13 protein-coding genes are annotated in these 12340 nt (G+C 65.0%); 9 read left to right on the forward strand and 4 right to left on the reverse strand.

The annotated features are described in order from the left end of the window. Positions 1-61: 61 nt before the first annotated feature. Positions 62-1813: a ribonuclease J gene (locus J1M81_RS01295; RefSeq protein WP_032366466.1), complete on the forward strand. Its 1752-nt coding sequence runs from the start codon at positions 62-64 to the stop codon at positions 1811-1813. A 3-nt stretch (positions 1814-1816) separates the two neighbouring features. Here the strand turns inward: J1M81_RS01295 and J1M81_RS01300 are convergent, their stop codons facing one another. Continuing rightward, a complete protein-coding gene (locus tag J1M81_RS01300; protein WP_206497488.1) occupies positions 1817-2596 on the reverse strand; it encodes a sulfite exporter TauE/SafE family protein in 780 nt (259 codons plus the stop codon). A 79-nt stretch (positions 2597-2675) separates the two neighbouring features. On the opposite strand from J1M81_RS01300, the gene J1M81_RS01305 reads away from it, so the two are divergent. Together J1M81_RS01305 and J1M81_RS01310 are read left to right on the forward strand one after the other, a co-directional pair. After that, positions 2676-3299 carry a TIGR03085 family metal-binding protein gene (locus J1M81_RS01305; RefSeq protein ID WP_179274009.1) on the forward strand — a complete coding sequence of 208 codons (624 nt, stop codon included), beginning with the start codon at positions 2676-2678 and terminating at the stop codon, positions 3297-3299. 68 nt (positions 3300-3367) lie between these two features. Then, positions 3368-6058 carry a DNA translocase FtsK gene (locus tag J1M81_RS01310; protein ID WP_206497489.1) on the forward strand — a complete coding sequence of 897 codons (2691 nt, stop codon included), beginning with the start codon at positions 3368-3370 and terminating at the stop codon, positions 6056-6058. A gap of 88 nt (positions 6059-6146) precedes the next feature. On the opposite strand, the gene J1M81_RS01315 is transcribed toward J1M81_RS01310, so the two are convergent. Beyond that, on the reverse strand, positions 6147-6431 hold the full coding sequence (locus J1M81_RS01315) for a YciI family protein (protein ID WP_032387278.1): 285 nt from the start codon (positions 6429-6431) through the stop codon (positions 6147-6149). 41 nt (positions 6432-6472) lie between these two features. Continuing rightward, entirely contained in the window at positions 6473-7060 is a 588-nt protein-coding gene (locus tag J1M81_RS01320) for an amino-acid N-acetyltransferase (RefSeq protein ID WP_228139205.1), read from the reverse strand. 203 nt (positions 7061-7263) lie between these two features. Between J1M81_RS01320 and pgsA the strand changes: the two genes are divergently transcribed. The 5 genes from pgsA to J1M81_RS01345 all read left to right on the forward strand — a co-directional run bounded on the left by pgsA (position 7264) and on the right by J1M81_RS01345 (position 10559). After that, a complete protein-coding gene (gene pgsA / locus J1M81_RS01325) occupies positions 7264-7857 on the forward strand; it encodes a CDP-diacylglycerol--glycerol-3-phosphate 3-phosphatidyltransferase (protein ID WP_027496825.1) in 594 nt (197 codons plus the stop codon). A 219-nt stretch (positions 7858-8076) separates the two neighbouring features. After that, positions 8077-8418, forward strand: coding sequence for a helix-turn-helix domain-containing protein (locus J1M81_RS01330; RefSeq protein ID WP_027496826.1), 342 nt, complete (start codon positions 8077-8079; stop codon positions 8416-8418). A gap of 144 nt (positions 8419-8562) precedes the next feature. Further along, positions 8563-9372: a PspA/IM30 family protein gene (locus tag J1M81_RS01335; RefSeq protein ID WP_027496827.1), complete on the forward strand. Its 810-nt coding sequence runs from the start codon at positions 8563-8565 to the stop codon at positions 9370-9372. 45 nt (positions 9373-9417) lie between these two features. Further along, positions 9418-10287 carry a hypothetical protein gene (locus tag J1M81_RS01340; RefSeq protein ID WP_241257582.1) on the forward strand — a complete coding sequence of 290 codons (870 nt, stop codon included), beginning with the start codon at positions 9418-9420 and terminating at the stop codon, positions 10285-10287. A gap of 98 nt (positions 10288-10385) precedes the next feature. Then, the gene (locus J1M81_RS01345) at positions 10386-10559 is read left to right on the forward strand and encodes a hypothetical protein (protein ID WP_027496829.1); all 174 of its coding nucleotides are present in this window, start codon (positions 10386-10388) and stop codon (positions 10557-10559) included. Positions 10560-10571: 12 nt separating this feature from the next. Here J1M81_RS01345 and J1M81_RS01350 read toward each other — a convergent pair whose 3' ends face one another. After that, the gene (locus J1M81_RS01350) at positions 10572-11468 is read right to left on the reverse strand and encodes a diacylglycerol kinase (RefSeq protein ID WP_206497490.1); all 897 of its coding nucleotides are present in this window, start codon (positions 11466-11468) and stop codon (positions 10572-10574) included. Positions 11469-11736: 268 nt separating this feature from the next. Here J1M81_RS01350 and J1M81_RS01355 point away from each other — a divergent pair, with 268 nt between their 5' ends. Next, positions 11737-12318 carry a TetR/AcrR family transcriptional regulator gene (locus J1M81_RS01355; RefSeq protein WP_032372827.1) on the forward strand — a complete coding sequence of 194 codons (582 nt, stop codon included), beginning with the start codon at positions 11737-11739 and terminating at the stop codon, positions 12316-12318. The last annotated feature ends 22 nt before the right edge of the window (positions 12319-12340 follow it).

Genomic DNA, 12340 nt, shown 5'->3' on the forward strand with positions numbered 1-12340 from the left:
GCCGTCCGAGCGTCCCGCTGCCAAGCAGGGCCAACCTTCGGGTGCCCGCCAGGGCAAGCCGATGGTGCAGAATTCCGCTCGGACGCAGCGTCCCGACAAGCGTCGTGAGTTCGACCCGACCGAGCGTCTCGGCACACCGCCGAAGGCTCCGTTCAAGGGCCTACGAGTGGTCGCGCTCGGCGGAATCGGCGAAATCGGTCGCAACATGACCGTCTTCGAGCATCAGGGCAAGATGCTGATCATCGACTGTGGCGTCCTGTTCCCCGAGGACCAGCAGCCGGGCGTCGACCTGATCCTGCCCGACTTCAGGCACATCGAGAACCGCATGGCCGACGTCGAGGCGGTGGTACTGACGCACGGTCACGAGGACCACATCGGCGCAGTCCCGTTCTTGCTTCGACTGCGTCCCGACCTGCCCGTCGTCGGATCGAAGTTCACCCTCGCGCTGGTCGCGGCCAAGTGTCGTGAGCACCGGCTGCGGCCGAATCTCGTCGAGGTGATCGAGGGTCAACACACACAGCACGGACCGTTCGACTGCGAGTACTTCGCCGTCAACCACTCCATTCCCGACGCCCTCGCGATCGCCATCAGAACTGACGCCGGTCTGGTGCTGCACACCGGAGACATCAAGCTCGATCAGCTGCCGCTCGACGGTCGTCTGACCGACCTGGCCGGTTTCTCACGGCTCGGTGACGAGGGCGTGGACCTCTTCCTGGTCGACTCCACCAATGCCGAGGTGCCCGGATTCGTCACGCCGGAACGGGAGATCGGCGGAGTGCTCGACACCGTCATCGGCAAGGCGAAGCAGCGGGTCATCGTCGCGTCGTTCGCCAGTCACGTGCACCGCATCCAGCAGGTCATCGACGTGGCCGAGCGGTACAACCGCCGAGTGGCATTCGTCGGTCGTTCCATGGTGCGCAACATGCAGATCGCCCAGGACCTCGGCTACCTGCGGGTGCCCGACGGCCTCGAGGTCAATGTCGATACCGCCGCAACGCTTCCCGACGACCGGTTGGTACTCATCTCCACCGGTTCGCAGGGCGAGCCGTTGTCGGCGCTGTCCAGGATGGCTCGCGGCGAGCACCGTCAGATCAACGTCAAGGCCAACGATCTCGTGGTGCTGGCGTCGTCGCTGATCCCGGGCAACGAGAACTCCGTGTTCGCGGTGGTCAACGGCCTCGCCAAGCGTGGCGCGACCGTCGTGACGCAGCAGAACGCGAAGGTGCACGTCTCGGGTCACGCATCGGCAGGCGAATTGCTGTACCTCTACAACGCAGTGCGGCCGACCAACGCCATGCCGGTACACGGCGAGTGGCGTCACCTGCGGGCCAATGCCGCTCTGGCAAAGGCGACCGGTGTATCCGAGGACCGGATCGTGCTCGCCGAGGACGGCGTCGTTGTCGACATGGTCGACGGGCTCGCCGAGATCGTCGGGCAGGTCCCGGTCGGTCACGTCTACGTCGACGGCTTGTCGGTCGGCGATGTCGGAGATTCGACGCTGTCGGATCGTCTGGTGCTCGGCGAGGGCGGCTTCATCGCGATCAGCGTTGCCGTCGATTCGGCCACCGGCCGTGCAGTGACCGCACCCGAGGTGTCCGGTCGCGGCTTCTCCGACGACCCGGCGGCCCTGAAAGAGGCCGGCCAGCTCGTGGAGGCCGAGCTGCAGCGGCTGGCCTCGGACGGAGTGTCCGATACCCACCGGATCGCTCAGGCCGTCCGCCGCGTCGTGGGCCGATGGGTAGCGGACAAGTATCGGCGTAAACCGATGATCGTTCCGACGATCATCGCGGTCAAGCCGCAACCGCAGTCCTAGAGTTCAGACGAGCAGTCGCCACAGGCCGATGAGGCCGAGGACGACGATGGCACCGCGCAGGGCCGCCGGCGACAGCCGGCGGCCGTAGCGTGCTCCCACCGCTCCGCCGATGAGGGAGCCGACCGCGATCAGACCGGCGGCCTGCCAGCTGATGTCGTCGAATCGAAAAATCGTGAAAGCAACTGCTGCAACGACATTCACCACCAGCGAGAGCAAGTTCTTGGCAGCGTTCATGCGCTGCATGGATTCGGGGAGCAGTGCGCCCATCACTCCGATGAGCAGGATTCCTTGTGCTGCAGTGAAATAGCCGCCGTAGATTCCGACCAGCAGAGTGCCGACGGTGACCAGCGCCATGCGGCCGCGGCCGATGTGGCCGGCCGCCTTGCCGGCCGCCTCGGATCGACGTTTGGCCCAGGCCTGGATCTTCGGTTGTGCGACAACGAGAATCAACGCACCGATGAGCAACACCGGAACGACAGAGGCGAATACTTTTTCGGGCAGATGCAACAGCAGCCATGCGCCACCGAGTGCGCCGAAGAAAGAGGCGGGAAGCTGCCAACGCAGTCGGTGCCATTGCCCGCGAAGTTCCCGGCGATACCCCCAGGTGCCCGAGACGCTTCCCGCCACCAGTCCGATGGCGTTGGACATCGTGGCGACCACCGGGGGATAGCCGAACGCGACCAGGGTGGGGAACGTGATCAACGTGCCCGAACCGACGACGGCGTTAATTGCGCCGGCCCCGAGGCCGGCGAGCAGGATGACGAGAACTTCCGATACCGGCACTGTTGGGAGGTTACCCAGACGAAGGAGTAGGGCTCCCGGCAGGATGCCGCTCCTTCGGTGTAGCCGTAGCCTGGAGTACGTGAGCCTTGCCCAGGATGAACGTTCCCAACTTGTTCGGACCCTTCTCGACGTCGGTCCCGATGCGCCGACACTGTGTGGTGAGTGGACTGCTGCCGATCTGGCCGCGCACCTCGTCGTTCGTGAACGGCGGCTCGATGCGTCGCCGGGTATCTTTCTCGGTCCGTTGTCCGGATACACGGAGCGGGTGCAGCGTTCCGTCGCGAATCGACCGTTCGCGGCGGTGGTCGAGGACGTTCGCACCGGGCCGCCGATGTGGTCGCCGTTCGCCCTGCTGGATCCGCTGATCAACCTCGGTGAGATGTTCGTGCATCACGAGGATCTGCGCCGCGCGGAAGGGAAGTGGACCCGACGGGTTCTGCCCAGCGCGGTCGAGTCCCGACTGTGGCCCCAGGTGCGGTTGATCGGACGAGCAGGGCACCGCTCGGCACCGGTTCCGGTGCATGTCCGCACCCCGGACGGCCGACAGGCCACCTTCAAGGGTGGCTCGGGCCCGGGTGTGACGGTGGTGGGGGAACCCTCCGAACTCCTTCTCTATGCATTCGGTCGGGACCAGGTAGAGGTCGTGTACGAAGGTTCCGCGAACGATGTCGCCGCCGTGAAGGCGCTCGACCTGAGTTTCTGACGCACATCCGTCGTTGTTACTGGTGTTGCGGATGGTTTCGACGGGGCTGTTGCGACTAGCCTGGGGGCATGGCAGGAAAGACCAGCACCTCCACCGCCAGGGCCGGATCCAGCGGATCCGGGTCCTCGCGAGCGTCCGGTACCTCTCGTAAGTCCGGTACCGGCCGCACGGCTCGAACCGTCACGACACCCAAGAAGCCCACCGCACCGCGCAACCCGGCGACCACGCGGGCAAGCGCATCGTCCCGCGGTAAGGCACCCGCGAGAGGTGCTGCGTCGCGGCGACCCCCCGCGAAGAAGAAGTCCCGCGGTGCGCTCGACGCGATCGGTCGCGGAATCGCGTCCACGTGGTCGATGGCGGCACGAGGTGTCGGTGCCACCACACGCACCGTCAGCAAGGCCGCGGACATCGAGCACGGTCACCGACGTGACGGAATCGCCCTCGGGCTCATCGCCGTCAGCGTCGTCGTCGCCGCAAGCGTCTGGTTCAGTGCCGGCGGCCCGGTCGGTGAGTGGATCGAGGTAGGGATCCGTGCCGTCATCGGCGACGCCGGCTACGTCGCACCCGTGCTGGGGGTCGCGATCGCCGTCGTGCTGATGCGTTCGGAGCCTCGCCCCGACGTGAGACCACGCCTGGTTCTGGGCTCGATACTGCTGGGCTTGCCCGTTCTCGGGCTGTGGCACATGGCGGCGGGGTCACCGACCGACGCCACCGGTCGGTCCGAGGGAGCGGGCTTCGTCGGCTTCGTTGCGGGCGGACCCATCGCCGACGGCCTGACGGTGTGGCTCGCCGTACCGTTGCTGCTGCTCGCCGGCCTGTTCGGCGTGCTGCTGCTCACCGGCACCACGGTACGAGACGTACCGGACCGGATGCGGGCACTGTTCGGTACCGACAGTCGAGGCGACGAATACGACGAGTACGACCCGGCCGATTTCGGTTCGGAATTCGGCGACGAGGGCTACGGAGACTACGACTCGAACTTCGATGCCGACGGATACCCGGTGCACGGCACCACCGACCCGTACGACAACTATCCGACCGAGGAGTACATCCCGGTCGTCAAGCCATCACGCGCTCGCAAGACCCCGGCACCGGCACCGGAGGCCCCCACCGAGGTCATGACGCCTGCCGCGGCCGCGCCGGTCCCGGTGCCCGAGCCTGCCGCGCCCCCACGGCCGAAGCCCAAGCCGATCGTCAAGGCCGCCGAACCCAAGCCGGCTGCCGACGACGACAAGATCGTCGTCGATCGCGTCGTCGACGGCGACTACACGCTGCCGTCGTTGTCGCTGCTCATCGACGGCGATCCGCCCAAGACGCGCAGCCAGGCGAACGACGCGATGATCGAGGCCATCTCCGAGGTCCTCGAGCAGTTCAAGATCGACGCTGCGGTCACCGGATTCACCCGCGGACCGACGGTCACCCGCTACGAGGTGGAGCTCGGACCGGGCGTCAAGGTCGAGAAGATCACTGCGCTGGCTCGCAACATCGCCTACGCGGTCGCGACCGACAACGTGCGATTGCTCGCCCCGATCCCCGGCAAGTCCGCCGTCGGTATCGAGGTGCCGAACTCGGACCGCGAGATGGTCCGCCTCGCCGATGTGCTGACCGCCCCGTCGACACGCAAGGATCACCACCCTCTCGTGATCGGCCTCGGCAAGGACATCGAAGGCGATTTCGTCAGTGCCAACCTGGCGAAGATGCCGCACCTGCTGGTGGCGGGATCCACCGGTTCGGGTAAATCGAGCTTCGTGAACTCGATGCTCGTGTCGCTGCTGGCACGTGCGACACCCGACGAGGTCCGGATGATTCTGATCGACCCGAAGATGGTCGAGTTGACGCCGTACGAGGGCATTCCGCACCTCATCACGCCGATCATCACGCAGCCGAAGAAGGCTGCCGCGGCCCTGGCCTGGCTGGTCGAGGAGATGGAGCAGCGCTACCAGGACATGCAGATCAACAAGGTCCGGCACATCGACGACTTCAACAAGAAGGTGCGGTCCGGCGAGATCACCGCGCCGTTGGGCAGCGAGCGCGTCTACCGGCCGTACCCCTACATCCTGGCCATCGTCGACGAGCTTGCCGACCTGATGATGACCGCTCCTCGCGACGTAGAGGAAGCGATCGTGCGCATCACCCAGAAGGCGCGCGCCGCAGGTATCCACCTGGTGCTCGCCACGCAGCGTCCGTCCGTCGACGTCGTCACCGGTCTGATCAAGACGAACGTGCCCTCACGTCTGGCGTTCGCCACGTCGTCGTTGACCGACTCGCGAGTCATCCTCGATCAGCCCGGAGCCGAAAAACTGATCGGCATGGGCGACGCGCTGTTCCTGCCGATGGGTGCGGGCAAGCCGACGCGTCTGCAGGGTGCGTTCATCACGGACGAGGAAATCTCGGCCGTCGTCGACTTCGCCAAGAATCAGGCCGAGCCCGAGTACAACGACACCGTCACCGCCGCGAAGGTCTCGGACAAGAAGGACGTCGACCCCGACATCGGTGACGACCTCGACGTGCTGCTCCAGGCCGTCGAACTCGTCGTCACCAGCCAGTTCGGTTCCACGTCGATGCTGCAACGCAAGCTACGGGTCGGATTCGCCAAGGCAGGACGACTGATGGACCTCATGGAGAACCGCGGCGTCGTGGGTCCGAGCGAGGGCTCGAAAGCCCGTGAAGTTCTCGTCAAGCCCGACGAACTCGACGGACTGCTGTGGTCGATCAAGGGCGGGGACCCGGACGAGCAGCCGGCGTCCGAGGAGTTCTGACGGGCTCTACACCTGCGTGAATGGACCATTGCACAGCCGTCTGGGCGGTGCAATGGTCCATTCACGCAGAACGGGTGGGCGAGCAGACTCAGGCCGTGAACGCGCCCATCACCGGTGTCCATTCGTGGAAGTCTGCCGACTCGATGAGGTTCTCGACCGCGAAGGGATCCTGGGCGAACAGTGATTCCACGGATGCGGCGTCCGTGCCATCCACGAGCAGCAGTGCGCCGCTGTCGTCGGCGAACGGGCCACTGGAGACGAGCGTCTTCTTCTCCAACAAGTCGGCCAGCCACGCCCGGTGTGCGGCGCGATGGGTGTCGCGGCCCTCGGTGGTCGTGGGGGAGTAGGTGTAGGTGACGGCGATCAGGGGCATGGAGCTCACTTCCGGATTCGAGGGGTGTCCGGAGAATTCTGTCAGAGCGAAAGCAGCATGCGCGTGTTGCCCAATGTGTTCGGCTTGACGTAGCTCAAGTCGAGGAACTCTGCGACGCCGGTGTCGTAGGACCGGCACATCTCCGCGTACACCTCGGCAGTGACGGGCGTTCCCTCGATTTCGGAGAAGCCGTGCCGGGCGAAGAAATCCACTTCGAATGTCAGCACGAACACCTTCTGCAGCGCGAGCTCGCGTGCCACCTCGATGAGTTTGGCGACGATCAGGTGGCCGGCTCCGTGCCCCTTGGCTGCGGGGTCGACTGCCACCGTGCGTACCTCACCCAGGTCTGCCCAGAGCACGTGCAGAGCTCCGCATCCGATGACTTCGCCTGCGCGCTCGGCAATCCAGAACTCCTGCACTGCCTCGTACAGCGTCACCAGGTTCTTCTCGAGCAGGATTCGGCCCGCGTAGATGTCGATCAGCCGCTTGATCTCGGGAATGTCGGAGGTTCGGGCTCGACGCACGACCAGGGTGGCGTCGCCGATGGACGTGCCGTCCACGGTGTCGGAATACTCGTCGGATTCGGGATCGGCAGTGTCGCGACTCGCCCGATTCGGCCCAGAAGTCATGTGGTGAACAGTAGTCACCGATGCAACCGATAAACTTTCCGTGTGTCGTTCAGCGAGCAGTGTCCCCGTCTCGACGGGTCGGTGCTGCCCGAACGCCGACACAGCAACGAATGCCCGGTCCGCGGCCGAGAAGCGGCTTCGTGACCGGCCCGACAGTGCCTGGCCACGGTGTTCCGTCCGGCGGTGCCTCGCGCAGTGCGGGGCTGCCGCACGGCAACGCTGCTCCGGGCGGATCGGACGCCGTCCCGCTGCTCAACATCGCCAATGTGTTGACCGTGCTGCGCATCGCTCTGGTTCCGGTCTTTCTTGCGGCACTGTTCGTCGGAGACGGTCACGACACCTCGTGGCGGTTGGCGGCGACGGCGATCTTCGCCGCAGCGGCCATCACCGACCGGATCGACGGCCAACTCGCCCGCAAGTATGGACTCGTCACCGATTTCGGGAAGATGGCCGACCCCATCGCCGACAAGGCGCTGATCGGCGCTGCCCTCGTCGGGCTGTCGATGTTGGGCGATCTGTCCTGGTGGGTGACGGCGATCATCGGGGTACGCGAAATAGGCATCACCGCGGTCCGTTTCGCCGTCATTCGTCACGGAGTCATTCCGGCCGGTCGTGGCGGAAAGGTCAAGACACTGGTTCAGACATTCGCGATCGGCGTGTATCTGTGTCCGCTGCCCAGCGCAGTCGATCCAGTGGCGGTGGCGCTGATGGCTCTGGCGGTTCTGCTGACCGTGTACACCGGCCTGGACTACGTCGTTCAGGCGATTCGGTTGCGCCGGGGTGTGTCCTCGGTGTGAGTGCATTCGACGGGCGTCCACGAGGCGATGCGGGAAGTTACAGTTCCGACAGCCGTGTCGGAGCCCCTTCGGCGCGTGTCGGAGGCGACGGGCATATAGGGTCGGGAACCAATCGGGCCGGCTGGGACGTTGACCCTACGACGGCTCCGAACGAACGATACGAACGTGGTCGTCTCGACGGCACAGTCGTCGGCAACAGCACCAACGAGGAGGAGCGAGATGGCGCTGCTATTGCGTGAAGCACTCGGCGACAGTTTGCGGCGTACTCGCGTCGCACAGAGCCGCACCCTGCGTGAAGTCTCGAACACCGCGCGCGTGAGCCTCGGCTACCTCTCCGAGGTGGAGCGTGGTCGCAAGGAAGCGTCGAGCGAACTGCTCGCAGCGATCTGCGATGCTCTCGCCGTTCCTCTCTCCGACGTGATGAGCGACGTGAGTATCACGCTGTCGGATGCATCCACCGCTGCTGTCCGTGCCGAGGAATCGGCTGTGGCCACCCGCATCGACGGAGATACACGAGTCGTGATTCCGGCACCTGCTGCCAGAGCTCTCGCCGCCGCCTAAGATCGAAGGAGTAGCCGAAGTCGGCTGCCGGCCCCACCGAATCACCCGAACATCACTGCACTGACAGGTTCATTTCGGTCACTGCGACAGCAGCCGACCCGTACGCGGCCACCGCGGCGCAACAGATGGAGGCAGGACCACCCCATGGCTAATCCTTTCGTCAAGGCCTGGAAATACATGATGGCGCTCTTCAATTCCAAGATCGACGAGAAGGCCGACCCCAAGGTTCAGATTCAGCAGGCGATCGAAGACGCGCAGCGGCAGCACCAGGCGCTGTCGCAGCAGGCGGCGTCCGTCATCGGCAATCAGCGTCAGCTCGAGATGAAGCTCAGCAGGCAGCTGGACGAGGTCGAGAAGCTCAACGCCAACGCTCGTCAGGCCGTGACGCTGGCCGATCAGGCCGCCACAGCAGGTGACGTCGAGAAGGCCACGCAGTACACCAACGCGGCCGAAGCGTTCGCGGCTCAGCTCGTGACTGCCGAGCAGAGCGTCGAGGACCTCAAGGTTCTGCACGACCAGTCTCTGCAGGCTGCCACACAGGCCAAGAAAGCCGTCGAGCAGAACGCGATGGCCCTGCAATCGAAGGTCGCCGAGCGCACCAAACTGCTCAGCCAGCTCGAGCAGGCGAAGATGCAGGAGAAGGTCAGCGAATCGCTGCGCTCGATGGACAGCACGTTGTCGGCACCGGGAAACACCCCGAGTCTCGATGCGGTGCGCGACAAGATCGAGCGTCGCTACGCAGACGCGCTCGGTTCCGCCGAGCTCGCTCAGAACTCCGTGTCCGGACGCATGCTCGAGGTTCAGCAGGCATCTGTGCAGATGGCCGGTCACAGTCGGCTCGAGCAGATCCGTGCCTCCATGGCCGGTGACTCCCTGCCCACGGGTAATTCCGCCGCCAAGCCGTCGATCGCCAAGGCCCCGGACGCAACGCCCGAGCCGCCGGCACAGGCGTGATCGACCGAACGCGAAGTTCGTTCGAGTAGACAGTAGTTCCGACACATGAGCAACAAGAATCACGAACCCGGCCGGTCGCGTAAGCGGCCGGCCGTTTCGCTGGACAGGGAGACGGTGACAGCCGCCGTTGCCGAATCCGGAGCGGTGGTCCGGTCTCTGGCCGAGACAGCGCGGGCCGCAGGAACCTCACTGCTCGATGCCGCCGGCCGTCGCAAGGACCCACGTGCCAAGCACCTGAAGAAGATTCGACGGGCTCGCCGGCGAAGTATCAGGTTCGGGGCCGCGTCGACGACCACTGCGGTGAGTACTGCGGGGATCGCAGCCTTGTCGGCTCCGGAATGGACTCTGTTCGTCGGTGGTGGTTCTGCCGCGCTCTTGGCCGTTCCTGCTGTGTACGCCTTCGGTCGTTTGCGGCGACTGCGAGGTCAACCGGTTCCGGTGGGACTGCCCGGCAGGCGTTCGTTACCGCAGCGTGGATCTGCCGCCTTCGAGCCGATGTCACGATTGGCGGGCGCAGAGCAGAGTCTGTTCGAGCTGCTCGGAATTCTGGCGCGATCGGGCATCATCGCCGCCGAGGACGTCGAAGAGATGATCGGCGTTGCCTCGGATGCGGTGAGGGGCTTGGAAGGTGTTGCCGTCTATATTGCGGCCCTCGAACGTGCGGGAGCGGCAAGCGCATCGACACGCACGCATCTACGGCCCGGAATCGAGGCTGCAGCAAGTGATCTCGCTGCCGGAGTGGATCAGTACGAGGATCTCGTCGCCGCTGCAGCCCGGATGACCGGACCGGCCGGGTCTACGTCGAAGAACGTGGTGGAATCTCATCGCCGAGAATTGTTGTCTGCCACCGATCGACTGCAAGGGTGGGCCGACGCGCTCACCGAACTCGACGAGATCCGGTCACGACACCGGTGAGAAGATCAGGGTTCACCCCGATGTGTTCGCCGAGATCGGCTGCCAGTATCGACATAACGCGATACGACCCGGTGCGCGTCACACGGTAGGAGCCGTTCATGTTCTGGAAGATTCTCGGATTCATCGTTCTCGTCTGGATCGCACTTGCCTTGCTGGGCAGCATCATCAAGGGCTTGTTCTGGTTGGTCGTGGCCGGGGCCATCGTCTTCGGGCTGGTGTGGCTGTACAAGGCCATCTCCTCCGGTCACGACCGTTCGTCGCTGAAATACTGACTGCCGACCGCGTTACGTGCGCAGTGGGGAATCCGCTCCGACGAACACTCGCAACGCACGCGGCACGCATTCGATCGTGACGGGTAATTCTGCGATGCGTTCGCCGTCTGCGTACGCCACCATGTCGTCGCAGCGCACGGTCACGTTCCGGGCGCTGTAGACCTCGACCTCCGGAAGGTCGACGTGGGCACCCCGATACAACGTCGGCGACAGCGCAAGCAGTCGCGTTCGACTCACATCCCGGACGACAGTGATGGCGAACAGCCCGTCGTCCACTTGTGCGGTCGGGCAGATGGCCATGCCGCCGCCGTAGCTGCTGCCATTTCCGACGGCGACGAGAACGGCATCCAGGTGCAGCTCGGCGTCATCCAATTCTATTGTGTAAGAAAGTGCTCGGAGAGCAGCCAACTGCAATATCATGGCCGCGTTGTACCGCACCGGGCCGGCAAGCCACTGCAGGCGGCCGGCGCGCTCGGTGACCAGTGAATCGAAGCCGCTCGACAGGACCGTACCGAACCAGCGCGTCCCGACCCTACCGAGATCTATCGACCTCACGACTCCGTCGACCACGAGATCCGCTGCGCGGGTGGGATCGTCGAGGGGGACCCCGAGCGTCCGGGCCAAATCGTTGCCTGTGCCCGCAGGAATCAGTCCGAGCGGAGTGTCGGTTCCCGCGATCACCTGTAACGCGAGATTGACGACCCCGTCGCCGCCCACGGCAACGACGGCATCCGTCCCGCACCCGACGGCTCGCTTCAACAACTCCAGCGCATCACCCGCCGTTCGGCCCTCGACGGTCGAGACGTCGAGTTCGCGCTCGCGCAGACGCGTCACGGCGCGCCGTGACGCGTGGACTGCTCGACCACCGCCGGCCGTGGGATTGGTCAGGACGGTCACCGATCGCGTCATGCAAGCTCGAATTCGTCGGTCACTCGATCAGCTTGCCAGGGTCGAGGTTTCCTGCGCAGGTCGGCGGCGTGATCGGCACCCGACAATGGCACCGAAGAATACGGACGGACGGGCCGACGGTCACTGTGCAACATGGTGTCGCTGTTACTGTGAGGTATAGTAACGACACGAAATGTTTCCGAGTGAAGTACTTTACTTCCGACCGTTGTGCGAAGGGTGATCTGTGATCGAGCAGCAGGTGTCGACTCCCGCCTCGGTCGAGTCCTCCCTGGAGGCAGCACCCGAGAAGTCGGTGGAGGACACCGTTCTCGACGCCGCACGCTCGTGCATCCTCGAACGAGGAGTCAAGCGCACGACCCTCGCCGAGATCGCACGACGCGCCAAAGTCAGCAGGCCCACGGTGTATCGGCGGTGGGCCGATACCCGAGCAGTGGTGTCGAGCCTGCTCACCCGTGAGATCGCTGCCCTGATTCCCGACTTCGACGCCACCGCGTCCGGACGCGAGCAGATCGTCGTTGCTGTGGTTCAGGCGGGAGATCGAATAAGGCAGCATCCGCTGTTCGTCAAGATTCTGCGGTCGGACTCGGACGTGCTCGCGACCTACATTCTGCACCGCCTCGGTACCAGCCAATCGTTGATCATCGATGCGGTGGCGCGTCTTGTCGAAGCGGGACAACGTGATTCGTCGATCCGCGACGGGGATCCGAATACCCTGGCGACGCTCGTCCTGCTCATGGTCCAGTCCGCCGTCCAGTCCGCCGAGATGGTGTCCGAACGGGTTCCGGGTGGCGAGGTGGTACGCCAGATGGCGGACGCCGTCGACGCCTACCTTCGTCCCGACAAAGCCTGACCGTCGGCACCGCGGCCCGGCA

Source organism: Rhodococcus sp. KRD175 (assembly GCF_017168275.1).
In the GTDB taxonomy this organism is placed as follows: domain Bacteria; phylum Actinomycetota; class Actinomycetes; order Mycobacteriales; family Mycobacteriaceae; genus Rhodococcoides; species Rhodococcoides fascians.

What these genes read in the sequence shown, in the direction of transcription:
- J1M81_RS01295 (WP_032366466.1), top strand. Translation starts at nt 62, where the DNA reads ATGGTGCAGAATTCCGCTCGGACGCAGCGTCCCGACAAGCGTCGTGAG.
- J1M81_RS01310 (WP_206497489.1), top strand. Translation starts at nt 3,368, where the DNA reads ATGGCAGGAAAGACCAGCACCTCCACCGCCAGGGCCGGATCCAGCGGA.
- J1M81_RS01315 (WP_032387278.1), bottom strand. Translation starts at nt 6,431, where the DNA reads ATGCCCCTGATCGCCGTCACCTACACCTACTCCCCCACGACCACCGAG.
- J1M81_RS01320 (WP_228139205.1), bottom strand. Translation starts at nt 7,060, where the DNA reads ATGACTTCTGGGCCGAATCGGGCGAGTCGCGACACTGCCGATCCCGAA.
- J1M81_RS01330 (WP_027496826.1), top strand. Translation starts at nt 8,077, where the DNA reads ATGGCGCTGCTATTGCGTGAAGCACTCGGCGACAGTTTGCGGCGTACT.
- J1M81_RS01335 (WP_027496827.1), top strand. Translation starts at nt 8,563, where the DNA reads ATGGCTAATCCTTTCGTCAAGGCCTGGAAATACATGATGGCGCTCTTC.
- J1M81_RS01340 (WP_241257582.1), top strand. Translation starts at nt 9,418, where the DNA reads ATGAGCAACAAGAATCACGAACCCGGCCGGTCGCGTAAGCGGCCGGCC.
- J1M81_RS01345 (WP_027496829.1), top strand. Translation starts at nt 10,386, where the DNA reads ATGTTCTGGAAGATTCTCGGATTCATCGTTCTCGTCTGGATCGCACTT.
- J1M81_RS01350 (WP_206497490.1), bottom strand. Translation starts at nt 11,468, where the DNA reads ATGACGCGATCGGTGACCGTCCTGACCAATCCCACGGCCGGCGGTGGT.